Source organism: Rathayibacter sp. AY1B8, assembly GCF_002932775.1.
Classification (GTDB): Bacteria; Actinomycetota; Actinomycetes; order Actinomycetales; family Microbacteriaceae; genus Rathayibacter.
In genome coordinates, this window is sequence record NZ_PSWJ01000015.1 from 1 (window position 1) to 22807 (window position 22807).

Sequence of the window (22807 nt, forward strand, 5' to 3'; positions counted from 1 at the left end):
ACTCGATGCCCTTCTTCTCGAGCACCCGGTAGGTCATGGTGCACTGCACGCACGACGGTTTCGATTAGACGGTGAGCATCAGTCGTCCCACCGGTCGCCACGGTGCGGGTCGTGCTCGTCGTTGACCGGGGACCAGGCGTGCAGCTCGGCCCACTTCTCGGCGGCGTCGGTGTGTCCGGTCTGGGTAAGGATTCTCAATCAGGTTTGTCAAGCCAGCGGGGGTGGTCTGGCTCGGTCGTTCTTCCTTCTCTCCCAGCGTTTTTTGCCTGGAAGGCACGTAGTGCCGAGCAGGGTCGAAGGTGGGAGCGCAACCCGGAGGGCGGTGGAGGAGAGGTTGTCGGCGCGATGTGAGGGAGCGCAGCGACCGCGTGTCGACAACCTCGGAGGAGCCGGCCGCGCAGCGGCTTGCGTGGACGCCGCAGGCCCGTACGTTGCCGAAGGCTTCCAGGCAAAAATGCGCATAGCGCACAGCACCGCGTCGACCGGAGGTCGGCGTCCATGTCGGTGCCCGCGTCCGAGATCGTGTGCGCACCAGGGGCGTGCTGCTCCATCGGGCCGCACGTGCTGCCTTTGTATGCAGTGCGTACCGCTGAGAAGCCGCATATCTCCGCGGAGTAGGCCGGTTCCGCCGCGCCACGGGTGCGAGCATGACCGTAGGAGGCCTGGATGCGTGACGCGGTGATGGTCGTCGAAGACGACGTCGAGATGGGCGAGCTCATCAAGCGGGGCCTCACCGGCGACGGCTACGACGTCGACCTGTTCTCGAACGGGGTCGACGCGCTCAATTCGGCGCGCGAAGCGGACTACTCCGCGGCGATCCTCGACGTGATGCTCCCGGGGATGAGTGGCTTCGAGATCTGCCGGCACCTGCGCGCGAGCGGTGCCACGCTCCCGGTGATCCTGCTCACCGCCCGCGACACCCTGCAGGACCGCGTGTTCGGCCTCGACGCGGGCGCCGACGACTACCTCGCGAAACCGTTCCACTTCGAGGAGCTCTCCGCCCGCCTCCGAGCGATGATCCGCAGAGAGCACCTCACGAACCGGGCACCGGTCGTGCTGGGAAATCTGCGCGTCGACCCCTACGCGCACGCCGCGACGGTCGACGGCGCCGTCCTGCCTCTGAGCCCCAAGGAGTTCGGCGTCCTCCGCGCGCTCGCGGCGCGCGCCGGGGACTTCGTGCCGCGGGAGGAGATCCTGCTCGAGGTGTGGGGGTCGGCGGAGTTCGTGGACCACAACATCGCGGAGCAGTACATCAGCTACCTCCGCCGCAAGCTGGCCGCGGGCGGGGCGTCGGTCGAGATCCTCACCCGACGGGGTGCGGGCTATCGCCTCGGGGTGACGCCGTGAGGTGGCGGTCCCTGTCGATCCGGGTGCGGATCACGGTGTCGAGCCTGCTGGTCGCGATGCTGTTCTTCGGGATCGTCGCGGTCGTCGTGCGCGAGCAGCTCGATCACATCCTCGATGCCTCCACGATCGAGCTGGTCCGCTCGGGAGCGTCGCAGGCGCTGATCGAGGAGAGCCGCGACACCGCCGAGGCCGTCGTCGGCGGCGTCAGCACGACGCTCCTGATCGCCCTCGCGATCCTGTTCGTCGCGTTCGCTGTGACGTCCTGGGTCCTGGTCGGCCTCGCGCTGCGCCCCGTCGGCAGGATGCGCGCGATCGCCGACCTGCTGCGCCAGGGACGCTCCACCGAGCTGCTCCCGGTCGGGCCCGCCCGCGACGAGCTCTCCGACCTCGCCTCGACCCTGAACGCGCTGATCGCGGACCTGCGGGAGTCGGCGGACCGGGAGCGGCGGCTCGTCGCCGACGCGAGCCACGAGCTGCGCACCCCGCTCGCCGCGCTGCGCACCCGGCTCGAGCTCGCTGAGCGGGTCCGTGACGATCCGGCGGCTCTCTACGCCGATGTCGTCGACGCGCGCCGCTCGATCGACCGCCTGCAGTCCCTGACGGACGGGCTGCTGATCCTGTCGAGGATCGACGCGGGCATCGCTACCGGCGACGCCTCCTCGGCGGCTCTGCGGGAGGAGGTAGCCGACAGCGTCGACCGCGCCCGGATGCTCGCCCGCGAGCGGGACCTCGCGATCGACTTCGTCGCCCCCGCCTCGATCGTCGCCGCCCGGTACCCGATCTCCCCGACCGATTTCGGCCGGATCCTGGACAACCTGCTCGCGAACGCCGTCACTGCGACGCCCGACGGCGGCAGCGTCAGCGCGACCCTCGTCGAGCGCGCCGAAGAGATCGTCCTCTCCGTCGACGACGACGGCCCGGGCGTTCCTGACGCGTTCCTCGCGGTCGCGACTGACCGTTTCACCCGCCCGGATGCCGCCCGCTCCCGCGACGGCGGCGCCGGCCTCGGGCTCGCGATCGTCGCCGGTCTCAGCCGCGCCGCCGGCGGCGAGCTCCGACTCCGCAACCTCGCCCCCCACGGCCTCGGTGTCGACGTCCGCATCCCCGCGACGCAGCCCCACCCGACCTCTCGCAAGGAGAACCGATGATCGACCCCCAATCCCTCCTCGACGGCGCCGGCCCCTGGGCGATCGCCCTGGTCTGCCTGATCGCCTTCGTCGAGACGGGCCTGCTGATCGGGTTCTTCCTCCCCGGTGACACCCTCCTCTTCTTCACCGGTGTCTTCGTCGCGACCGGCGTGATCTCCCTGCCGGTGCCGCTGGTGATCCTGATGGTCGCCGCCGCCGCGTTCCTCGGCGACCAGCTCGGGTTCGTCATCGGCCGCGCGAGCGGGCCGCGGATCTTCGAGCGCAAGGACAGCGGGCTCTTCAGCCGCTCGAGCGTCGCCCGCACCCAGTCGTTCTTCGACCGGTTCGGCGGCTGGGCGGTCACCATCGCCCGCTTCGTGCCGGTCGTGCGCACCTTCGCCCCCGTCGCCGCGGGCGTCGGGAAGATGCACTACGGCCACTTCGTCGGCTTCAACGCCCTCGGCGCGGCCGTCTGGTCCACCGGCGTGATCCTCCTCGGCTTCTTCCTCGGGCAGATCCCCGGCGTCGCGGACTTCGTGGGGAAGTACATCGACATCGTCCTCGTCGGCATCGTCGTGATCAGCCTCGCCGGCATCGCCCTCACGTACTGGCGGCAGAAGAACCGCGCTGGCCGCGACGCCTGAGCGCCGCGCTCAACGGGTCGGGCGCGGTCGGCGGAGCGCGATCACCGCTACCAGCAGCATGAACACCGCGAGGGCCGCGAGCGTGACCGGGCCGGTGCCCAGGCCCAGGCCCTTCCGGTCGACCGGATCCGCGAGCCAGTCGCAGACCGAGGCGCCGAGCGGTCGCGTGACGACGTAGGCGGCCCAGAACGCGAGGACCGCGTTCCGCCCCGTGAACCGGTGCGCGAGCGCCGGCACCGCGATGACCGCCGCGAACAGGACCGCGGACGGCAGGTAGCCGAACCCGAGCGTCGACGCGGTCAGATCGCCCGCGGCCGTGCCGAGCGCGAAGGTCCCGGAGACGGCGAGCCAGTAGAACGCGGCGCGGCGCGGCGTCGTTATCGAGTGGATCGACAGCGTCCGCTCCGCCCGCCACCACAGGGCGAAGACCGCGGCGAGCGCCACCGCGAACCCGAGAGTCGAGACGAGGTACGGGACTCCGGCGACCACGTGCAGCACGTCGGCGGCCATCGTGCCGAAGACGCTCACCATCAGCACCGCCGTCCAGTACACCCACGGGATGTACCGGCGGGCCGCGAACTGCAGCGCGAGGGCCGCGAGGAACGCGAGCCCTGTCGCGCCGACCACGATCACCGGGTCGAACGCGGTCGCGAGGAAGTCCGACGCCGTCTCGCCCATCCCCGTCGTCAGCACCTTGAGGACCCAGAACAGCGCCGTCGCCTCGGGCACCGTCGAGGCGGCGTAGCGGCCGGCGAGGAGGCGGGAGCGGATCCGAGGGAGCGGAGGGCGGCGCTGATCGGTGAGATGCGTCATGCCGCCATGGTCGGGCAATCTGCGGCACCCGGGGCTGGGGTCTTCGCCGGGTCCGTTGAACAAGCGCACAGCGACCCGCTCACCGGCAGCGCTGCCCGCTGCCTTCCGCCGTCATCTGGTCGGACGGTGCCCGGAGAAGCGCCGCCAACGGAACGACGGTGATGCAGCACGTTCGGTGTGCAGCCTGACCGCGAGCGGCGCCCAGACGATCAACGCCACCCCGGCGCCCAGGAGCAGCCCGCCGACGGTGTCGGAGATCCAGTGCGCACCGAGGTAGGTGCGGCTGAGCATCATCGCCACCGTGTAGAGGGCACCGGCGATCCGGACCCACCACAGGGGGAAGACGATCGCGAGGACCACCGCGGTCGTGGCCGCGTTCGCGCTGTGTCCGGAGGGGAAGGAGCCGAAGTCGGCGTTCACGAGGATCTCCAGCGGCCGTGGACGCCCGACCGCGTTCTTGAGGATCTGCACCAGCAGCCCGCTGAGCGGCGCGGCGATCGCGAAGTACGTCGCAGCCCAGCGACCGCGCCAGAGCAGCAGCGCCGCGAAGACGACCAGAGGAATCACGATCGTCCCGAGGATCCCGCCGCCGAGGCTGTTCATCACCAGCGACGGGACCAGCCAGAACGTGGACCGGTGCTCGATGATCTCGTTCATCCAGGCGGTGTCGAACCCGAACGGCTTGTCGTGCTCGCGGTAGAAGATCAGCGCGGCCAGAAGTCCCGTGAGCAGCACCGCGAGGCCCGCCGAGATCAGCGGCCAGCGTCGCGCCGCCCGATAGGCGATCGCACCATCGGCCGGGGGTCCGCTGTTCGGCATCAGTGCCGTCCTCCTCGCTCGGCGCGCAGCACGCCGGAGGAGTCCACGCTACGAATGCGCGGGCTCCGGGTGCGGAGGATTCCCCCGCATCCGTTGTGAAAGCACAGAACCTGAGCCCATCGGCTCGGTACCGACCTGGTCGAACCGCGGAGCTTCGGGTCGTTGTGAGCAAACACAACGCAGCACGGCGCATCCCGAGCCGCCGCCCACGTCCCGGCTGGGACTCTGCGGGCATGGACATCTCAACGACGGCAGCACCGTCCCGCGGCCGGCGGCTGCTCAGCAAGGTCCCCGAGGTCACGATCTGGTTCTGGATAATCAAGATCCTCTGCACCACGGTCGGTGAGAGCTTCGCCGACTGGATCAACATGGTCCTCGGCGTCGGCCTCATCGCGACGGCTGTGATCTTCATCATCGTCACCGCGGTCGTGCTCGCCGTGCAGATGCGGCTGCGACGCTACGTGCCCGCCGCGTACTGGCTGACTGTCGTGGTGATGAGCGTCACCGGCACCCTGCTCACCGACATCCTCACCGACCAGCTCGGAGTGCCTCTCTGGGCCAGCTCCCTCGTCTTCTCGCTGCTGCTCGTGATCGTGTTCGGCGTCTGGTATTCGAAGGAGCGCACCCTCTCGATCCACAGCATCGACACCACCCCGCGGGAGGCGTTCTATTGGGTCACCGTCCTGGTCACCTTCGCGCTCGGCACCGCCCTCGGCGACTGGACCCTCGAGCTCACCGGCTGGGGCCCCGGCGTCTCGATCCTCCTGCCCCTCGCCCTGATCGCCATCGTCACGGGCCTCTGGCGCTACGGAGCGAACCCCGTCCTCGCGTTCTGGATCGCCTACATCCTCACCCGCCCCCTCGGCGCCAACATCGGCGACTGGCTCGGCCTCTCCCCCGACGAGCAGGGCCTCGGGCTCGGCACCTTCGTCACCAGCATCGTCTTCCTGCTCGCGATCCTCGCAACGGTCGTGTACCTCTCCCTCAGCAAGGCCGACGTCGACAAGGGCACGGCCGAGCACCACACCCCGCCCGTCGCTCGGGAGCGACGCTCGCTCGTCGCGTTCGCGGTCCTCGCCGTCGCCGTCGTCGGACTGCTCGCCTTCACCAACAGCCAGCCGCACACCACCCCTGCACCCGAAGGCGCGGCCCCGGCCTGCGACACGTCGGGAACACTGTCCGCAGCCGACGCAGAGGCGTCGGTGCAGACCGACTTCCCGACCGCCGACGTGCAGAACTTCCAGACGATCACCGCCGACACCCTCGCCCTCGTCACCAGCGGCGACCAGGCCGGCGCGAAAGCCCGAGCCACCGACCTCGAGACCGCCTGGGACGACGCGGAGCCCGCACTGAGCGCCGCGAACTGCCAGACCTGGACCTACGTCGACCAGCAGATCGACCCCGTTCTCTCCTCCGTCCGCGCCGGCAGCCCCGACCCGGTTGTCGAGAAGACGAGCATCCAGGACCTGCTGACCACTCTCGCCGGACGCTGACATGAGGCGTCAAGGTCTTCTTTTGCGACCCGAATCTGGCCTCCTCCGACCAATTGATCACTGCCGCCCTGCCCTGCCGCCGCCGCAGCGGCATCAGCGCGACTCAACACATCGATCGGAACCGGTCGGTGACAAATCGGTCCGCTACTGAACCCATGCTCGAGCTCGTAGACGCACTCCGAGCACACGGGGATGCCGACCAGGCCGGCGTCCGCGAGGTGCTCCACCCAGGGGTGCGAGCACTCACCACAAACCTCAGCGAGCAGAACCCGGAACCGGGCGCGGCGCGAACGGCGAGCGTCAGCTCGCCGGCGCCACTGCGAGAGGCCGACCATCACGTGAGCGTAGCGAGCGCGCCACCAAGCAATCGCGCGCTTCGCCTCATCCGCATCGCCTCTGGCGTCCCGTTTGGGGATTCCCATACGGACGGTAACTAAGGATCTATCCGGCGGTGATCAGCTCGCCGGGCGCACCGAGAGACGCGAGGTCGACATCGCCCTGTGACGTCAGGAGCTCTCCGCTGATCCCGTCGTAGACGGCGGTGAAGACGTCCACCCGATGGAGGTCGAAGCCATAGGGCGCGTCCGTTCTCTCCGCGGGCGCGTGCACGGTCAGCGCCCACACCGGCTCGTCCGGTGCGACCCAGTAGTGATCCGCGAGAGCGGGGTCATAAGCGGCGAGCTCCTCGTACGTGGTTCCGACCGCGTAGATCGGGTACTGCTTCTTCTCCTCCGCACTGAGCGTCGAGAGGAGTCTTCCGGTGCCGTTGGCCAGGTCGAGCGCCGAGTTCGTCAGCTGCTGGACGTCGATGATCGGTCCCTCAGAGGCGGCGGTGGCGATGGGGGTGCCCGGCGGACCCTCTGTCGGAACGGTGGGTGTCAGGGCCTCCGTCGCCTCCGATGGTTCGGCAGGCGTCTCGGTGGAGATGGGGGTCGTGCTGGCGGTGGCGTCGATGGTGACGGGGCCGGAGCGGATGCGCATCGTCGTGGAGGTCTGGGTGAGGCTGACGTCCTCGGCACCCAGGACGTCCATCAGCCACTGCTCTCGTTCGCCAGCGGCGGCGAGGCAGCCGACGTAGGTCGTCGCGGGGCCCCCGCTGACGACCCACACGGACGTCTGCAGCCCCGCGGACTGGAGGTCGTAGGCCAGCGTGTTGCACGGCCCGTCGACGCTGAGCTTCGACCGGCCGTCGATGCCGATGATGCGAAGGCTGACGGGGTGATCGAGCAGCCATCCGCCTGATCCTTGATCGCCGATGACCGAGGTGGTCTCGTAGACGGACCTGGTCGCGTCCTCGGCGCTGAGCAGCTCGCCGGGTATCTGCGTCGTCGGTGGGGAACCGGGGCTGCCGGCGCTCGTCGCGCATCCACTGACGAGGAGCGCCGCGGAGAGGCAGAGGATTATGAGGGGGAGGACTCTCGCCCGCCTGACGGTCACTGGTCCACTCCGGTCTGCGTCGCGGGCGGATTGGTGCAGTCGACCGCGGTGGTCAGTCCCGTGAAGATCTCGATCCGGCCGCCCTCCTGGCACACCTGAGTTCCTGCGAGGGAGAACAAGGCTGCGTCAGTCCCGTCTGCGTCGGTCCCCGTGAGCGCAGCGCACGCCGCTGCGAGCGACGCAGTGGACTGCTTCGCGGGCGTCTGGATCTCGCCCGACAGGGCAACGCCCTGCCCGTCCTGTTCCCAGCAGGTGACGGGCGCTGCGACCGGAGTGCCGCGCTCCGTCGTCACCGCCGTGAGGACTGCCGCGCTGAGGACGGCGCCGGCGATGCCGGCGAGCGTCACCGCCGCGGCCTGGCGAAGACGTCGGCGGCGGCGGATTCGGTCCGCGAGGCGTGCGCTGATGCGCTCGAGCTGCTCATCGCTCAGGTCACGACTGTCCATGGTCCTCTGTCCGTTCCGTCAGGGCTCTCGTCACCGAAGCCCGTGCCCGCGAGAGGCGATTGCGGACCGTCCCGTGGGACAGGCCGAGGGAACGCGCGGCATCGCTGTAGCTGAGGTCGTCCTCGATGCACGCCGTCCAGATCGCACGGTCCGTCGCGCTCATCTGCTCGACCAGACGTCGCACGTCCAGCAGCCGCTCGCTCGCCTCCGCGTCGACGCCGCGAGAGGCGGTGTCGTCGGAGAGGGGCAGGTGGCGTCGGCGCTGCTCGCGGCGATTGGTCGAGAAGCTGAGGTTGCGTACCGTGACCAGCAGCCAGGGCAGCACCGACTCCCCCACGATGCGCACGCCCGAGCGGCGCTGCCAGAGCAGGAAGAAGCTCTCCTGCACGACGTCCTCGGCATGACCGGCGTCCGCGAGGAAGCTTCCCGCGGCGCGGTAGAGCGCGCGGCCGTGCATCCGGAAGAGAGCATCCAGCGCCGAAGGGTCACCACCGCGAAGACGATCCACCAGCGTCACCTCAGTAGCACCGACCATCCGACATCACCCCCTCAGTAGTGAATGCCCTCAGAGCACGGTTTCGTCTCAGACTGCACGGACGAACGTCGCCAGTCCCTCGATGTGTCTGTGAACGATCCCCTTACGGGGCAACGATCTGGAGACCCTCTTCGTCTTACGCGCACTCTGCTTAGGCGAGACCCTGCTGAGAAGCCGAGTTCAGCGCCTACTGTGACGTGAGCGGCAGAACGAGGGGACTCATGCGACCACTTGAACTGACTATCGGCACCCGCCACTTCTACCTCGCCGGCGAGACGAACCTCGGAGAGCTCGAACGTGCGATCGAGGAGGCTGCCCGCGTAGGCGGCGGCATGATCGAGATCCCTGGCCTGCAGCAGCACCGCGTCTGGGCGCTGATCACACCGAGCACGCCAGTTTTCCTGGAACACGTCGACCCGGCCGATGTCGGCCGTGATGACCACGACGGGCTCACATCGTCAAGCGACTACGACCTCCAGGGCAGCCTCTCGGGATGGGACGCTTAGCAGGCTGATCGACTCCGACCAGTGAACGATCCTTGTGTCGCCGGCGGCGCTCCTCCTCCGGACCTCGTCGTCAAGCGCTGCCGGGCGCTGCGAGCTCGCCGGTGACATACTGCGCTCGGCCGTAGCCGAAGGACCAGTCGGCTGCGGTGTTCTCGACGAAGCCGATGACGAGGTCGGCGCTGTCGACGCCGACCTCCTCGAGCGCGGCGGCGAGGGCGGCGAAGAACGCCTGCTTCTCCCCGGTGCTGCGGCCGGCCTGGGTGAAGATCTGGATGATGACGATCTGCTCGGACCGCTCGATACCGAGTCCGACGTCCAGGGCGGTGAGCCGGCCGGGCTTGTGCTCGGTGACGATCTGGAAGCGGTCACGCTCCGGGAGGCCGTACACCTCGACGAGGGTGCGCATCAGCGCGTCACCGAGTGCGGTGATCTGCTGGTCGGAGCGGCCCTCGATCAGGTCGATGCGGATGAGCGGCATGGTGATTCCTTCGGTCCGGGATGTGCTGGCACCGTAGCTCCCGGCCGGCGCTGGGCTCTGCCTCTTCCCTGCGTCTCTTCTCAGCCGGGGCAGCACCGACGGGATTGGGCAGGCTTTTCTGGCTAGCGCTTCCGAGGGGTGGGTGCTTGCATGGCCCTCATGTCGACCCCATTCACGCCTCAGCCCTCCTCGCCCCGCGCGGAACCGCACGACAGCGCGATTTCAGGGCGGCTGAACTGGTTGCGAGCGGGCGTGCTCGGCGCGAACGACGGCATCGTCTCGGTCGCCGCTCTCGTCGTGGGTGTCGCCGGAGCGACGACCGCCACGGCACCGATCCTGACGGCGGGCGTCGCAGGGGTCGTCGGCGGTGCGATCTCGATGGCGCTCGGCGAGTACGTGTCGGTGAGCAGCCAGAGCGACAGCCAGCGCGCACTGATCGCGAAGGAGCGGGTCGAGCTGGCCGAGGATCCCGACGGGGAGCTCGAAGAACTCGCCTGGCTCTATCGAGCGCGTGGCCTGACCCCGGAGACAGCGCATCAGGTCGCCCGCGAGCTGACCGAGAACGACGCTCTGACCGCACATCTGGAAGCGGAGCTCGGATTGAACGAGGAAGCGGTCGCCAGCCCGCTCGCCGCCGCCGGCGCCTCGGCGCTGGCGTTCCTCCTGGGAGCCGTGCTGCCGCTGCTGGCGATCCTGCTCCCTCCGCCGGACTGGAGGGTTCCGGTGACCTTCGCCGTGGTGCTGATCGCCCTCGCCGCGACCGGATACATCAGCGCACGGGTCGGCGGCAGCCCGGCTCTGCGCCCGATGATCCGCATCGTCGTCGGCGGCGCTCTGGCCCTCGCGGCGACGTTCCTGATCGGCCTGCTGCTCGGCACGTCCGGCGCAGTCTGATGTCCCGGATCCTCGTCGTCGAGGACGACCCGCAGATGGGTGCCCTCGTCGAGCGGGGACTGCGGGAGGACGGCTACGACGTGCAGCTCGTCGACAACGGCGTCGACGCGCTGATCGCCTTCACCGCGGGAGACGTCGATGTCGCCGTCGTCGACGTGATGCTGCCAGGGATGACCGGGTTCGAGGTCTGCCGACGGATGCGGGAGTCGGGCAGCACCGTCCCGGTCGTGCTGATCACGGCGCGGGACGCCGTCGAGGACCGGATCTTCGGGCTGGACTCGGGCGCCGACGACTACGTCACCAAGCCGTTCCACTTCGGCGAGCTGAGCGCCCGGATCCGCGCACAGATCCGGCGCCGAGCCAGCGGCCCGCAGCCAGTGGTCCAGATCGGAGCGCTGCGCCTGGATGCCCTGTCCGTGCGCGCGACGGTCCGAGAGCGTCCCTTCGCGCTGAGTGTCAAGGAGCTCACGCTGCTGCGCTTCTTCGCCGTGCATCTCGATGAGGTACTGACCCGGACGGAGATCCTCGCCGAAGTGTGGGGGTCTACGGAGACGTTCGAGCCGACCCTCGTGGATCAGTACGTCAGCTACCTCCGCAAGAAGCTCGCCCTCGCCGACACAGGCCTCCGGATCACGACCGTCCGCGGCGCCGGATACCGGCTGGAGCGCGCCGAGTGAGGCTGCTGCGCTCCCTGTCGATCCGCTCCCGGATCACCCTCGGCAGCCTCCTCGTCGCGCTGATCGGGGTCGGCGTGATCACCCTCGTGCTGCACGGGCAGTTCCGCAGCATCGTCGTCGCGTCCGAGGTGACCCTCGCCGAGGGCGACCTCGCCCCGTATCTCGCCGATCTGGGATCGGACCCGACCGAGACCCCCGACCCTCCGGCCGAGGGGATCCTGATCTTCGCGCGCGCTCCCGGCGGAGCGGTCCCCGTCGATACGATGCCGCACGACGTCCACGAGGTTCTGGAGCGCAGCACCGGCAGCGACGGCACCTCGACGGTGATGACCGACGAGGACGTCCGGTTCACGATCGTCTCCCGGACCCTGGACACGAGTGCGGGCACGTGGGAGCTGTGGGCGGCTCGCAGCGGCGCCGGCAGCGACCTGACCGTCGCGGCCCTGGACCGGACGCTGCTCGTCAGCGCCGCGGCCCTCGTGATCCTGTCCGCCCTCGCCGCATGGCTGCTCACCGGCGCCGCCCTGCGTCCGGTCGAGCGGATGCGCCGCACCGCCGCGTCGCTCGGCGACCGGCACGGCGGCGAGCTTCCCGTAGGCCCGGCGACTGATGAGCTGTCGGATCTGGCGGAGACGTTGAACGCGTTCATCGCTCGGACGCGGGACACCGCCGATCGGGAGCGGCAGATGGTGTCCGCGGCAAGCCACGAGATCCGCACGCCGCTGGCAGTCGTCATCACCCAGCTCGAACTCGCGCACCGGCACTTCGGCGACGCGGACGCCCTCGAAGAAGAGATCCGCGCCGCCGAGGGGTCCCTCGCCCGCCTGTCCCGCCTGGCGACGAACCTCCTGGAGCTCTCCCGGCTGGACGCCGCCCCGCCCGTCACCGCGCGCGCGACGGCGAGCGAGCTGGAGACCGAGCTGATGGACTCCGTCGACCGGCTGAGGACGATCACCGGCGGCACCGGCCCCGACATCGAGCTCGATACCGCGATCGAGCGCGCCGACGCGCCCTACCCGCTCTCGGTGAGCGCGTTCTCGCGGATCCTCGACAATCTCGGCGCGAATGCGATCGCCGCAACACCTCCTGCCGGACGCATCACCCTCCTCCTCGAGCAGCACGATTCCACCCTCGAGCTGAGCGTCCGGGACACTGGGCACGGCATCCCGGAGGAGTTCGTGCCGCACGCGTTCGAGCGCTTCTCTCGACCCGACGAGGCGCGCACCAGCCGCGACGGCGGCAGCGGGCTCGGGCTCGCCCTCGTCGCAGCTCTCGTTGACACCGCGGACGGATCGGTCACCATCGAGAACTGTCGACCCGCCGGAGTGAGGGTGACGGTCGTGCTGCCCGAGCGGTGACATGTGAGACCTCGAACACGAATCGGACTCCGGCGGGGAATCGGCACGCATCCCTCATAGTCGACACCAAGACTCCCCCGCGACGGTAGGAGCGCGCCCCCGGAAACCCGAGGTCGGCGCATGCGACACCGACCGGAGGGCGCCGCCGTGAGCACCACGATCCGACCGACCAACGCACCCGCACCCCACGCGCCGACCACGCTGCGGCGGTCGCAGGCCGACCGCGAGCGATCCCTGCGTCGGCGCCTGCGTTCCGCGGACGCGCTCGTCACCGCCAGCTGGGTCTCGGTCGCCCTCGCCATCGCGCTCTACCTCGCAGCCGGCGGGCCCGCGGAGGCCACCGATATAGCCGGAGCTCTCACGGCCGCAGGGATCGTCGCCGGCCTCGTCTGCACCGACCTGATCCTGGTCATGCTCGTCCTCGCCGCCCGGATCCCCTGGATCGATCGCACCTTCGGCCAGGACACCGCGATGGCGCTGCACCGTCGCCTCGGCAAGCCCGCCCTGTCTCTGATCCTCGGGCACGGTGCCCTGCTCACCGTCGGCTACGCCCTCACCGACGGGCTGACGCTGTGGAACGAGACACTCGCTCTGTACTCCGGCGCCGACATGCTCCTGGCGCTGCTCGGCAGCACCCTGCTGGTTCTCGTCGTCGTCACCTCCCTCGTCGCCGGGCGCCGCCGCTTCGCCTACGAGGCGTGGCACGCGATCCACCTCCTCAGCTACGCGGCCGTCCTCGTCGCCGTCCCCCACCAGCTCTCCGCCGGCCAGGTCCTCGCCGGGAGCACCCCGCAGCGCGTCTACTGGATCGCCCTCTACGTCCTGGCGTTCGGAGCGATCGCCTGGTTCCGGTTCGCGATACCGGTCCTCACGACGCTGCGGCACCGGATCCGGGTCGAGGCCGTCGAGACGATCGCCCCCGGCGTCTTCTCCATCCACCTCTCCGGCCGCGACCTCTCCCGCCTCGGCGTGATCGGCGGGCAGTACGCGATCTGGCGGTTCTGGAGCCACGGCACCTGGTGGCACGCCCACCCGATCTCCTTCTCCGCCGTCCCGACCGACACCCGCGCGCGGATCACCGTCCGCGCACTCGGAGCCGGAACCGACCGGCTCGCACGACTGCGCTCCGGGACTGCGGTCTCGATCGAGGGCCCTTACGGGATCTTCACCGACGTCGCCCGCACCGCCCCGCGCCTCGCGATCATCGCCGCCGGCATCGGCATCACCCCCGCTCGAGCGCTCCTCGAGCACGGCGGCCTGCGCCCCGGCGAGGCCACCGTCCTGCTGCGCGCCACCGACGACTCCCAGACCTACCTCTGGGACGAGACACAGACACTGGTCCGCAGCAGCCACGGCGCACTGTTCGGGATGATCGGCCGGCGGCCCGCAGGGCTCGCGACGTGGATGTCCGCCGAGTCCATCGCCCGCGGTGTGACGCTCGCCTCGGCGCTGCCGGGCCTGCTCGAATCCGACCTGTTCGTCTGCGGTCCCACCGCCTGGGCCGACCTCGTCGTCCGCGACGCGCGAGCGGCAGGCCTGCCCGACCGGCAGATCCACGTGGAGAGGTTCGACTGGTGAGAACACGAGCAGCAGTTGCCAGCGTCCTCGCCTCCCTCGCCGTCCTCGTCGGCGGCTGGCAGATGGGATCCGCCGGCGCCACCGGTTCCCCGCTCGCCACCGGGACGAGCGCCACCACAGCCACGGAAGGAGCGGCTCCCGCGGTGACCACGCCGACCCCGGCCGGCGCCCCCGCCTCGACGACGCCCTCCGCCGGCGCGCCCACCGACCCGTCTGCCGGTACGAGCTCGACGGCCACTGCGAGCCCGTCCGCCTCGGCCGACGGCACGTGGACCGGCTCATCTGTTCCGACTCGCTTCGGCGCTGTGCAGGTCGCGATCACCGTCGCCGGCGGGCAGATCACCGACGTCACGGCCGTGCACCTCACGGACAAGGACGGCCGGTCCGTGTCGATCTCGCACCGGGCCGCGCCGATCCTGCGTCAAGAAGTCCTCGCCGCCCAGTCCGCGAACGTGCAGGCGGTCAGCGGAGCGACCTACACCAGCGACGGGTACCTCACCTCCCTGCAATCGGCGATCGACCAGGCCGGACTCTGACCGTGCACACGTTCACGACGATGGGCACCGTCGTCAGCCTGCGCGCCGCCGACGACACCCCGGTCGGCGACGTCGAAGCCGTCTTCGCCGACGCCGACGCCCGCTTCAGCCTGTACCGGCCGGAGTCGGAGGCGTCCCGGATCGCCCGCGGCGAGCTCGCGCTGACGGCCGCGTCCGAGCAGATGCGGACCGCCTACACCGAATCGCTGCACTGGCGAACGGCGACGGACGGCGCCTTCACCCCGCACCGGCCCGACGGGGTCATCGACCTCGCCGGAACCGTCAAAGCGACCACCATGCCGCACGCGGCCCGGCTGCTCGGCGACGGCGAATGGCTCCTCGATGTCGGGGGAGACGTCCTCACCTCGCCCGCCGACAGCTGGACGATCGGGATCGTGGATCCCGGCGACCGGCAGGCGCTGCTCTGCATCGTCCCCCTCGCCGCCGGTCGCCGCGCGATCGCCACCTCCGGGACCGCCGAACGCGGAGAGCACGTCTGGCGCCGACCTGCCGAGCCCGGTGACGTCCCCTTCGTGCAGGTGTCCGTGATCGCCGAGGACATCGTCACCGCCGACGTCCTCGCGACCGCGATCCTCGCCGGCGGCGTCGGGACGCTCGACACCGTCACCGACCGCTTCGACGTCGACGTCCTCACCGTCGACGCAACAGGCGCGCTTCTCGTCACCGACCGGCTCCGTCGCCTGATCGCGCCGGCGAGCCGGCACACGTCCTGACTCCGCTCGGTCGGCTCCTCGCATATCGGCGGTGAAGCGGGGAGTCGGCTCGGAGGACGGGCGAGTGATCGTTCGAGGGCTCACACGAACACGTCCAACGGCAGAGCGCGCAGGGCGGGGCGCGTTAGCGTCACGAGGACAGCCCCCCTCTCGACCGAAGGCGCCCCCGATGAACGTCTGGCAGATCAACGGCCTCCCCCTCCACCCGCTCCTCGTGCACGCCGTCGTGGTTCTGCTCCCCCTCGCCGCACTGATGCTCGTCCTCGGCAGCCTCTGGCCGGCCGCCCGCCGCAAGTTCGGGATCCTCACCCCGATCATCGCCCTCGCCGCGCTGATCGCCGTCCCGCTCACCACGCAGGCCGGTGAAGCGCTCGAACGACAGACGGAGCCGTCCGCGATCCTCGAGAAGCACACCGAGCTCGGCGACCACCTGCTCCCCTGGGCTGCCGGCCTGTTCCTCGTCGCCCTGGTCCAGTGGCTCTGGTTCCGCCGCACGCGACGAACCGAGGACCGAGCCGCCACCACCCGCCGCCCCCTCGTCGGAATCGTGCTCGCCGTCGCAGCGATCGCCATCTCCGTCGGAGCGACCATCGACGTCATCCGCATCGGCGACTCCGGCGCACAAGCCGTCTGGTCCGACTCCACCTCGAGCACCAGCACCGATCAGGCACCCGCGCCCGACAGCGACGACGACTGACCCACCCGCTCTCGGGCACTGCCCTCTCCGGCTGACACCGCCCCCTCTTCGCAGGAGGATGGTGTGAGTGCCTCAGCACTCGACGCCATCTGCGAGGTCCTCGGCTGCCAGGTGGGCGACATCCTGACTCACGTGCCGGACGACGTCGGGAGCAGTACGGATCGGCTCGGTGACCGAGCGGCCCGCTGACACGTCGCACCTCGGTGGTCGACTGGTCACCGCGGGCGTCGTCCAGCTGGTGGCCGTCGTCGCGCTCTCAATGTGCTGGGGCCGATCGTGCCCGTCTGAAGGATCTCCGGCCCGAGCGCTCAGGGTCCACTGCGGTCCCCGATCTGTCGCCTCTGCTCTGCTGGGCGATCGCCGCGGCGGTGTTCCTCGTCTGGGCCTGGTCGACGGCGTGGCCGGCCGGCCCGGAACGCACCCGCGACCTCGCCCGCCATGAGGACCGGTCCCGGAAGCTGGTCGACTCGCTCATCATCGCCGCCACCTTCTTCAGCCTCGTCCTCGTGGTCGTCGCACTCCTCCGCAGCCAGCAGAAGGACCCCGTCGGATCCGCGGCCGCGATCCTCGCGGTCGTCGGGGTCGTCGCGGCCTGGGCGCTCATCAACACCGTCTACGCCTTCAAGTACGCGCGCATGTACTACCTCGACGACCGCCACCGCTTCGACTTCGACCAGGACGAGGAACCGTCCTACAGCGACTTCGCCTACACCGCGTTCTCGATCGGGATGGCCTACAGCGCGAGCAGCATCACCCAGTCCTCCACCCCCTCACGCCGCGTAGCCCTGGCCCACGCCCTGCTGTCCTACTTCTTCGGCACCTTCGTCGTCGCCGTCGCCATCAACCGGATCACCGGCCTCACCCAGGGAGGGTGAGGAGCGCCGCACATCCTCAGGCAGGCGTGTCGGAGCTCGATACTGATGTCATGGCATCACCGCTCGTCTCCGACGTTGCTCACTCCGGTCTCACCGTGGCCGACCTCGACGACGCGCTGGTGCTGTGGTGCTCCGGTCTCGGGTTCGTGCTCGAGCGCACCTTCACGCTCGACGTGGAGGTCACGGCGGCGACCACCGGCGTCCGTGGAGCCGTGATCCGCGCAGCGACGGTGACCCTCGGCCCCCACCGTGTGGAGCTGCTGCAGTACGACCCGCCCCGACAGCTCGAGTCCGCCGGCTCGCCCGCACAGGTCGGCACGGTGCACATCGCGCTCACGGTCTCGGACCTCGATCGTGTCCTCGAGCTCTGCGCTGGACACGGTTGGAGACCGGTCGGGACACCTCACCGGATGACCGCTGGCGCCCGAGCCGGCACGCGCATCATCTACCTCGAAGGTGCCCTCGGCGGGTTCCTCGAACTGATCGCGCCCCCGCAGCTCCCGTAGGCCACGTCGGCCGATCGTGTCGACGGCCCGACCTCTCAGCCCGCCAGCCTCGCCATCCACTCCTCCACCGCGTCGGGCGTGCGCGGCATCGCCGCCGAGAGCAGGATCGACGACGTCTCCGTCACGACGAGGTCGTCCTCGATCCGGATGCCCAAGCCCCGCAGCTCGGCGGGGACCGTCAAGTCGCCGGGTTGGAAGTAGAGGCCCGGTTCCACGGTGAGGGTGTGGCCGGCCGCGAGCACTCCGCCGAGGTACGTCTCGTGCGGAGCGTGGTTGCAGTCGTGCACGTCCATCCCGAGCATGTGCCCGGCGCGGGAGATGCTCCACCGGCGGTGGTACGACGCGGACGGGGCCATGGCCTCGTCGACGGAGCAGCGGATCAGGCCGAGGTCGATCAGCCCCTCGGTGAGGGCTCGCCCGCACGCGTCCTGGTAGTCCTGGAAGCGCACTCCCGCGCGCAGGGAGTCGATGCCGGCCTGCTGCGCGCGCAGCACGATCGAGTACACGTCCCGCTGCAGCGGGGTGAACTCCCCGCTGACCGGGAAGGTGCGGGTGATATCGGCGGCGTAGAGCGAGGGCAGCTCGACGCCCATGTCCATCAGGACGAGGTCGCTGTCGGCGAGGGGCCCGGTGTTCCGCGTGTAGTGCAGGGTCGTGGCGTGCGCTCCCGGGGCGACGACCGATCCGTAGGCCGGCCCCTGTCCCTCGACCAGGGCGCGGCGGGCGAAGGTGCCCTCGAGGTAGCGCTCGCCGCGGGGCATCGCGCGGGCGACCTGCCACGCCTCGAGGCAGTCGTCGAAGCCCCGCGCCGTGCCGTCGACGGCGAGCTGCAGCCGTCCGATCTCCCAGTCGTTCTTGATCAGGCGCAGCTCGTCGAGCGTCGCCTTGAGCACGAGGTGCGGTCCGAGCTCCGGTCCGCAGATGCTCCGCACCAGCTCGTCGACGCTCTCGTCGAGGGTGGGCAGGACCCGGATGCGCCGGGCCCGCCGCGCGGCCCGCTCCACGTCGCGGGTGAAGTCGGCCAGCGGCCGGGTCTCGATGCCCAGTGCTGCCTGCGTCTCGGCGAGCGACGGCCGCGGCCCGACCCAGAGGTCGCCGAGCGCGTCGTTCTGCCAGAACTCGTCGCCGTCGCGGCCGGAGGGAGCCCGCAGGTACAGGATCGAGCCGGCCTCCCCTCCCGTCGTGTCGACGACGAGCACGCTCTCGGCGACTCCGTTGCCCGTCAGCCACACGTGGTCGGTGCCCGGGCGGAAGCGGTGGTCGCTGTCGTTCGAGCGCACCCGCGGCAGGCCGGCGGGGATGATCAGCAGCTCGGCGGGCAGCGCCTGCGCCAGTCGCGACCGGCGCTCCGCGGTGTAGGCGAGCACCGGCTCGTCGGGGTCGATCACCGGCTCCGGATCGGCCCAGCCGGCGGTCATGAACGCGCCGTCCCCGGGGAGCGGGCTGCGGTTCACGGCCCTCGGCATGCTCCAGAGTGCGGACTCCTCTGCCCGGGCCTCCTCCACAGCGCTCACGCGCCCGTCCGCTCCAGCGCGTCGGGCAGCTCCTCGAGCCAGGCCGCCCGGTCGGAATCGAGCGGGGCCAGCGGCAGCCGCCCCAGGCCGTCCGGCAGCGGGATCGCCGCGAGCAGCGCCCGGGTGTACGGATGCAGCGGGCTCTGCCACACCGTCTCGGTCTCCCCCGACTCCACGACCCGGCCGCGGTACATCACGAGCACCCGGTCGGCGATGCGCCGGACCACCGAGAGGTCGTGCGAGATGAACAGCATGCCCGCGCCGGCCTCGACGCTGAGCGAGCGCATCAGCGCGGCGACGCTCGTCTGGGTCGAGGCGTCGAGGGCCGAGATCGGCTCGTCGGCCACGAGCATCCGCGGCCGCGCCGCGAGGGCCCGCGCGATGGCGATGCGCTGCTTCTGGCCGCCGGAGAACTCGTGCGGGAACCGGCTCGCCATCGCCGGGTCGAGCCCGACGCGGCGCAGCCAGTCGGCCGGGTCCGAGCCCTCGGCGCCCCGGGCGAGTGCCGCCCGGACGCCGTCGCCGATCTGCTCGCCGATGCGGCGACGGGGGTTGAGCGAGGAGTTCGGGTCCTGGAAGACCATCTGCACGCCGGTCATCGCCGGACTGCGCCGACGGAGTCCGAGCGCGGGCACGTCGACGCCGTTCAGGCGCACGTCGCCACCGCGGCGCTTCTCGATGCCGACCACGGCGCGCGCGAGGCTCGACTTCCCGCAGCCGCTCTCTCCGACCAGCGCCACGACCTCGCCGGCCGCCACCCGGAAGCCGACCCCGTCGACGGCACGCAGCGGCGGTCGCCGCCCGTACTCGACCACGATGCCATCGGCCTCGAGAACCACTCCCGCGCTCATCGCGCACCCCTCTCGACGTCGCCTGCCGTGGCTGCGCCCGGATCGTCCGCGGCGGCGGCCCTCTCGTGCCCCTCGACGAGCTCGGCGACCAGCTCCTCCGGGCTCTCCTCGAAGCTCGAGCCGGGCAGAGCCGCGAGCAGCGCCCGCGTGTACTCGTCCTCGGGCGCGGTGAACAGCCGCTCGCGCGGAGCCGACTCCACGACGAGCCCCTGGCGCATCACCGTCACCTCGTCGGCCACGGCGCTCATCACGCCGAGATCGTGGGTGACGAGCAGGATGCTCAGCCCGCCGTCGTCGACCAGCTCCTGCAGCAGCTGCAGCACTCCGGCCTGCACGGTCACGTCGAGCGCGGTCGTCGGCTCGTCGGCCAGCAGCACCGAGGGCTCGCACGCGAGCGCCACCGCGATCGCGATGCGCTGCCGCTGACCGCCGGAGAACTGGTGGGGGTAGCGCCCGAGGGAGGCCCGGGCGTCCGGGACCCGCACCCGCTCGAGCAGGGCCTCGGCCCTGGACCGCGCGGCCTCCTTGCCGAGACCGAGGTGGTGGCGCAGGTGGTCGGTGAGCTGGCGGCCCACGGTGAGCTGCGGGTGCAGGCTCGTCGACGGGTCCTGGAAGACCATGGCGACCCGGCGTCCGCGCACCGTGCCGAGCACCTGCCGGGACGCGCCGACGAGCTCCGTCGTGCCGTCGCCGGTGTCGTCGGCGAGGCGGATGCTCCCGCTGGCCGTCATCGATCCGGGCAGCAGTCCGAGCACCGCCAGGGCGGTCATGGTCTTGCCCGAGCCGGACTCGCCGGCGAGACCGTGGATGCCGCCGCGGCGCAGCGCCAGATCGATGCCGTCCACGACGGCGTGGCTGCGGATGCGGATGCGCAGCCCGCTGATGGTCAGTGCGTCGCTCACAGCGTGGCGCCTCCTCCGCGGATCGTCTGCGACCGCGGGTCCAGGGCGTCGCGCAGGGCGTCGCCGACGAAGTTGAACGCGATGACGACGGTGAGGATGGCCAGGCCCGGGAAGACCCCGATCCACCACGCATCGAAATTCTGGATGGCGTCCGACACCATCGAGCCCCACTCGGCGGTCGGCGGCTTCGCGCCGAGCCCGAGGAACGACAGGCCCGACAGCAGGAGGATGGCCGTGCCGATGTCGAGGCTCGCGAGGACGAGCACCGGGCCGACGATGTTGGGCGCGATGTCGCGGACGAGGGAGCGCAGCGGCGAGAAGCCGAGCAGCTGGCCGGACACGACGTAGTTCGACGAGCGGAGGCCGAGGACGAGACCGCGGGTCAGCCGGGCGTAGGACGGCCATGACACGATCAGCGCCGCGAGCACCGCGTTCAGGAGCGACGCTCCGAGCGCGGCCGCGATCACCATCGCCAGGATGACCGTGGGGAACGCCATCACGAGGTCGGTGATGCGCATCGCGACCTCGTCGACCGCACGGCCGAGGAATCCGGCGACGGATCCGACGATCGCGCCGATCAGCACCGACATCACGACGAGCAGCAGGGCGAGCGGGATGGTGACCCGGGCACCCCAGATCACGCGCGAGAACACGTCCCGGCCGAGCGCGTCGGTCCCCATCAGCGTGCCCTCGCCGGGCGCCTGGAGGAGGGGCAGGTCCTGCGCGAGCGGATCGTGCGGGGCGATGACGGGGGCGAGCACGGCGATGAGGATCCAGAGCACGCCGACGGCGGCGCCGAGGAGTCCGAGCGGCGCCGACCAGCGGCCCAGGCGCAGGCGGGGGCGGCGCAGGCGGAGGCCGGGGGCGGCGACCGGGTCGAGCACTCCGGCACCGACGCCGTCGCGCGGACCGGCCGGAGCGCCGTCGCGCGGGTCGGACCGGGTGGTTCGCGGATCCGTCACGAGGCCAGCCTCACTCTCGGGTCGAGCACGCCGTACAGCAGGTCGACGATCAGGTTCACGAGCAGGTACATCACGCCGATGAGCAGGCCGACGCCCATGATGCCGCGCAGGTCGAGGTGCGACGCGGCCTGGTAGGCGTAGGAGCCGATCCCGGGCCAGCCGAAGACCGCCTCGACGAGCACGGTGCCGCTGAGCAGGCTGCCGAAGGCGAGGCCCACGACGGTGAGGATCGGGATGCTCGCCCCGCGCAGCACGTAGGAGAAGGTGACCGCGCGGTTCGGCAGCCCCTTCGCGCGGGCGGCCCGCACGTAGTCCTGGTCGAGGATCTCGAGCACTGCGGTGCGCACGAACCGGGTCAGCAGGCCCACCGTGTAGAGGGTCAGGACGAGCACGGGGAGGAAGAGGTGCGACGCCGCGTCGAGGAAGGTGTCGAGCTGGCCGGCGAGCAGGGCGTCGACCGTGTAGAGGCCCGTCACCGTCGGCGGCGTGGTGAAGTCGCTGCTCAGCCGGCCGGATCCCGGCGCGATCCGCAGCTGGAAGTAGAGGACGTAGTAGAGGACCAGCGCGAGCCAGAAGGTCGGCACGCTGAGGCCGGCCAGCGACACGACGCGCAGAACGTGGTCGGAGGCCCTGCCGCGCCGGTAGGCGGCGACGGTGCCGAACAGCACGCCGATGATCACGCTGAGCACGATGGCGCCGAAGGCGATCTCGAGGGTGGCCGGCAGCGCCTTCGCCAGGTCGGCGACGACCGGGTTGTGCGTGGTGGTGGAGACGCCGAGGTCGCCGTGCAGCAGGTTGCCGAGGTAGGTGAAGTACTGCACGACGAGCGGCTGGTCGAGACCGTACTGGGCGCGGAACTGCGCGACGATCTCCGGATCCTCCGCAGCGCGCTGGCCGAGGGCGGCCGCCACGGGGTCGCCCGGCACGAGGTTGGTCAGGATGAAGGTGACGAGGGTCACGCCCACCACCAGCAGCAGCGAGGTGAGCACGCGGCGGAGCGCGTAGCGGAGGAACGGGTGGGCCGCCCGGCCCCCGCGCTGACGCGGGGTCCGGACGGCCGTCGTGGTGGTGGACACGG

The 22807-nt window shown here is 70.8% G+C and carries 26 protein-coding genes; 15 read left to right on the forward strand and 11 right to left on the reverse strand.

The genetic code is table 11. The features are described 5' to 3' along the window. Positions 1-666 precede the first annotated feature (666 nt). From C5C63_RS10125 to C5C63_RS10135, 3 genes are read left to right on the forward strand one after another with little or no spacing between them, the layout of a single operon-like run. Positions 667-1347, forward strand: a complete 681-nt coding sequence (locus C5C63_RS10125; protein ID WP_104325989.1) for a response regulator transcription factor — start codon at positions 667-669, stop codon at positions 1345-1347. After that, the gene (locus C5C63_RS10130) at positions 1344-2495 is read left to right on the forward strand and encodes a HAMP domain-containing sensor histidine kinase (protein WP_146086377.1); all 1152 of its coding nucleotides are present in this window, start codon (positions 1344-1346) and stop codon (positions 2493-2495) included. The genes C5C63_RS10125 and C5C63_RS10130 overlap by 4 nt, the downstream gene beginning before the upstream one ends. Further along, positions 2492-3118, forward strand: coding sequence for a DedA family protein (locus tag C5C63_RS10135; protein ID WP_104250829.1), 627 nt, complete (start codon positions 2492-2494; stop codon positions 3116-3118). The genes C5C63_RS10130 and C5C63_RS10135 overlap by 4 nt, the downstream gene beginning before the upstream one ends. 9 nt (positions 3119-3127) lie before the next feature. Here the strand turns inward: C5C63_RS10135 and C5C63_RS10140 are convergent, their stop codons facing one another. Together C5C63_RS10140 and C5C63_RS10145 are read right to left on the reverse strand one after the other, a co-directional pair. Continuing rightward, on the reverse strand, positions 3128-3931 hold the full coding sequence (locus C5C63_RS10140; RefSeq protein ID WP_104250830.1) for a hypothetical protein: 804 nt from the start codon (positions 3929-3931) through the stop codon (positions 3128-3130). A 111-nt stretch (positions 3932-4042) separates the two neighbouring features. Continuing rightward, a complete protein-coding gene (locus C5C63_RS10145) occupies positions 4043-4750 on the reverse strand; it encodes a phosphatase PAP2 family protein (protein ID WP_104325991.1) in 708 nt (235 codons plus the stop codon). 233 nt (positions 4751-4983) lie between these two features. Here C5C63_RS10145 and C5C63_RS10150 point away from each other — a divergent pair, with 233 nt between their 5' ends. Beyond that, a complete protein-coding gene (locus C5C63_RS10150; RefSeq protein WP_104325992.1) occupies positions 4984-6243 on the forward strand; it encodes a hypothetical protein in 1260 nt (419 codons plus the stop codon). A 441-nt stretch (positions 6244-6684) separates the two neighbouring features. Here C5C63_RS10150 and C5C63_RS17025 read toward each other — a convergent pair whose 3' ends face one another. From C5C63_RS17025 to C5C63_RS10165, 3 genes are read right to left on the reverse strand one after another with little or no spacing between them, the layout of a single operon-like run. After that, positions 6685-7680: a hypothetical protein gene (locus tag C5C63_RS17025; protein WP_104325993.1), complete on the reverse strand. Its 996-nt coding sequence runs from the start codon at positions 7678-7680 to the stop codon at positions 6685-6687. Continuing rightward, on the reverse strand, positions 7677-8126 hold the full coding sequence (locus C5C63_RS10160) for a hypothetical protein (RefSeq protein WP_104257594.1): 450 nt from the start codon (positions 8124-8126) through the stop codon (positions 7677-7679). Before C5C63_RS10160 ends, C5C63_RS17025 begins: the two co-directional genes overlap by 4 nt. Next, the gene (locus tag C5C63_RS10165) at positions 8113-8643 is read right to left on the reverse strand and encodes an RNA polymerase sigma factor (RefSeq protein WP_181110593.1); all 531 of its coding nucleotides are present in this window, start codon (positions 8641-8643) and stop codon (positions 8113-8115) included. Before C5C63_RS10165 ends, C5C63_RS10160 begins: the two co-directional genes overlap by 14 nt. 239 nt (positions 8644-8882) lie before the next feature. Here C5C63_RS10165 and C5C63_RS10170 point away from each other — a divergent pair, with 239 nt between their 5' ends. After that, positions 8883-9167 carry a hypothetical protein gene (locus tag C5C63_RS10170; RefSeq protein ID WP_104325995.1) on the forward strand — a complete coding sequence of 95 codons (285 nt, stop codon included), beginning with the start codon at positions 8883-8885 and terminating at the stop codon, positions 9165-9167. Between the two features lie 70 nt (positions 9168-9237). Here the strand turns inward: C5C63_RS10170 and C5C63_RS10175 are convergent, their stop codons facing one another. Beyond that, positions 9238-9645, reverse strand: a complete 408-nt coding sequence (locus tag C5C63_RS10175; RefSeq protein ID WP_104325996.1) for a tautomerase family protein — start codon at positions 9643-9645, stop codon at positions 9238-9240. A gap of 159 nt (positions 9646-9804) precedes the next feature. On the opposite strand from C5C63_RS10175, the gene C5C63_RS10180 reads away from it, so the two are divergent. From C5C63_RS10180 to C5C63_RS10225, 10 genes are all read left to right on the forward strand, one after another. Next, entirely contained in the window at positions 9805-10539 is a 735-nt protein-coding gene (locus C5C63_RS10180; RefSeq protein ID WP_258063407.1) for a VIT1/CCC1 transporter family protein, read from the forward strand. Next, positions 10539-11216: a response regulator transcription factor gene (locus tag C5C63_RS10185; protein WP_104226516.1), complete on the forward strand. Its 678-nt coding sequence runs from the start codon at positions 10539-10541 to the stop codon at positions 11214-11216. Before C5C63_RS10180 ends, C5C63_RS10185 begins: the two co-directional genes overlap by 1 nt. Next, the gene (locus C5C63_RS10190; protein WP_104226517.1) at positions 11213-12574 is read left to right on the forward strand and encodes a cell wall metabolism sensor histidine kinase WalK; all 1362 of its coding nucleotides are present in this window, start codon (positions 11213-11215) and stop codon (positions 12572-12574) included. Before C5C63_RS10185 ends, C5C63_RS10190 begins: the two co-directional genes overlap by 4 nt. Before the next feature lie 147 nt (positions 12575-12721). Next, complete coding sequence (locus C5C63_RS10195; protein WP_219815291.1) at positions 12722-14152, forward strand: ferric reductase-like transmembrane domain-containing protein; 1431 nt, start codon at positions 12722-12724, stop codon at positions 14150-14152. After that, positions 14149-14688: an FMN-binding protein gene (locus C5C63_RS10200; protein ID WP_258059424.1), complete on the forward strand. Its 540-nt coding sequence runs from the start codon at positions 14149-14151 to the stop codon at positions 14686-14688. Before C5C63_RS10195 ends, C5C63_RS10200 begins: the two co-directional genes overlap by 4 nt. A 2-nt stretch (positions 14689-14690) precedes the next feature. Continuing rightward, complete coding sequence (locus tag C5C63_RS10205; protein WP_258065432.1) at positions 14691-15422, forward strand: FAD:protein FMN transferase; 732 nt, start codon at positions 14691-14693, stop codon at positions 15420-15422. A 169-nt stretch (positions 15423-15591) separates the two neighbouring features. Beyond that, positions 15592-16119 carry a DUF2231 domain-containing protein gene (locus C5C63_RS10210; protein ID WP_104325998.1) on the forward strand — a complete coding sequence of 176 codons (528 nt, stop codon included), beginning with the start codon at positions 15592-15594 and terminating at the stop codon, positions 16117-16119. A 63-nt stretch (positions 16120-16182) separates the two neighbouring features. Beyond that, positions 16183-16308, forward strand: coding sequence for a helix-turn-helix transcriptional regulator (locus tag C5C63_RS17570; RefSeq protein WP_181065426.1), 126 nt, complete (start codon positions 16183-16185; stop codon positions 16306-16308). 14 nt (positions 16309-16322) lie between these two features. Further along, on the forward strand, positions 16323-16994 hold the full coding sequence (locus tag C5C63_RS10220) for a DUF1345 domain-containing protein (protein WP_258065433.1): 672 nt from the start codon (positions 16323-16325) through the stop codon (positions 16992-16994). A gap of 50 nt (positions 16995-17044) precedes the next feature. Beyond that, positions 17045-17500, forward strand: coding sequence for a VOC family protein (locus C5C63_RS10225; RefSeq protein ID WP_104223254.1), 456 nt, complete (start codon positions 17045-17047; stop codon positions 17498-17500). 35 nt (positions 17501-17535) lie between these two features. Here the strand turns inward: C5C63_RS10225 and C5C63_RS10230 are convergent, their stop codons facing one another. Genes C5C63_RS10230 through C5C63_RS10250 form a run of 5 tightly spaced genes read right to left on the reverse strand, consistent with a single transcriptional unit; the run spans position 17536 to position 22805 of the window. Continuing rightward, positions 17536-19014, reverse strand: a complete 1479-nt coding sequence (locus tag C5C63_RS10230) for an aminopeptidase P family protein (protein ID WP_219815292.1) — start codon at positions 19012-19014, stop codon at positions 17536-17538. Further along, the gene (locus C5C63_RS10235; RefSeq protein WP_104326000.1) at positions 19011-19865 is read right to left on the reverse strand and encodes an ATP-binding cassette domain-containing protein; all 855 of its coding nucleotides are present in this window, start codon (positions 19863-19865) and stop codon (positions 19011-19013) included. Before C5C63_RS10235 ends, C5C63_RS10230 begins: the two co-directional genes overlap by 4 nt. Next, entirely contained in the window at positions 19862-20767 is a 906-nt protein-coding gene (locus C5C63_RS10240) for an ABC transporter ATP-binding protein (protein ID WP_104326001.1), read from the reverse strand. The genes C5C63_RS10235 and C5C63_RS10240 overlap by 4 nt, the downstream gene beginning before the upstream one ends. Further along, the gene (locus C5C63_RS10245) at positions 20764-21729 is read right to left on the reverse strand and encodes an ABC transporter permease (RefSeq protein ID WP_258063303.1); all 966 of its coding nucleotides are present in this window, start codon (positions 21727-21729) and stop codon (positions 20764-20766) included. Before C5C63_RS10245 ends, C5C63_RS10240 begins: the two co-directional genes overlap by 4 nt. Then, entirely contained in the window at positions 21726-22805 is a 1080-nt protein-coding gene (locus C5C63_RS10250) for an ABC transporter permease (RefSeq protein WP_104223257.1), read from the reverse strand. The genes C5C63_RS10245 and C5C63_RS10250 overlap by 4 nt, the downstream gene beginning before the upstream one ends. Positions 22806-22807: the final 2 nt, after the last annotated feature.

Excerpts from the sequence above, each read along its gene's own strand:
- C5C63_RS10125 (WP_104325989.1), top strand. The coding sequence starts at position 667 with ATGCGTGACGCGGTGATGGTCGTCGAAGACGACGTCGAGATGGGCGAG.
- C5C63_RS10135 (WP_104250829.1), top strand. The coding sequence starts at position 2,492 with ATGATCGACCCCCAATCCCTCCTCGACGGCGCCGGCCCCTGGGCGATC.
- C5C63_RS10140 (WP_104250830.1), bottom strand. The coding sequence starts at position 3,931 with ATGACGCATCTCACCGATCAGCGCCGCCCTCCGCTCCCTCGGATCCGC.
- C5C63_RS10145 (WP_104325991.1), bottom strand. The coding sequence starts at position 4,750 with ATGCCGAACAGCGGACCCCCGGCCGATGGTGCGATCGCCTATCGGGCG.
- C5C63_RS10150 (WP_104325992.1), top strand. The coding sequence starts at position 4,984 with ATGGACATCTCAACGACGGCAGCACCGTCCCGCGGCCGGCGGCTGCTC.
- C5C63_RS10160 (WP_104257594.1), bottom strand. The coding sequence starts at position 8,126 with ATGGACAGTCGTGACCTGAGCGATGAGCAGCTCGAGCGCATCAGCGCA.
- C5C63_RS10170 (WP_104325995.1), top strand. The coding sequence starts at position 8,883 with ATGCGACCACTTGAACTGACTATCGGCACCCGCCACTTCTACCTCGCC.
- C5C63_RS10175 (WP_104325996.1), bottom strand. The coding sequence starts at position 9,645 with ATGCCGCTCATCCGCATCGACCTGATCGAGGGCCGCTCCGACCAGCAG.
- C5C63_RS10180 (WP_258063407.1), top strand. The coding sequence starts at position 9,805 with ATGTCGACCCCATTCACGCCTCAGCCCTCCTCGCCCCGCGCGGAACCG.
- C5C63_RS10185 (WP_104226516.1), top strand. The coding sequence starts at position 10,539 with ATGTCCCGGATCCTCGTCGTCGAGGACGACCCGCAGATGGGTGCCCTC.
- C5C63_RS10210 (WP_104325998.1), top strand. The coding sequence starts at position 15,592 with ATGAACGTCTGGCAGATCAACGGCCTCCCCCTCCACCCGCTCCTCGTG.
- C5C63_RS10225 (WP_104223254.1), top strand. The coding sequence starts at position 17,045 with ATGGCATCACCGCTCGTCTCCGACGTTGCTCACTCCGGTCTCACCGTG.
- C5C63_RS10235 (WP_104326000.1), bottom strand. The coding sequence starts at position 19,865 with ATGAGCGCGGGAGTGGTTCTCGAGGCCGATGGCATCGTGGTCGAGTAC.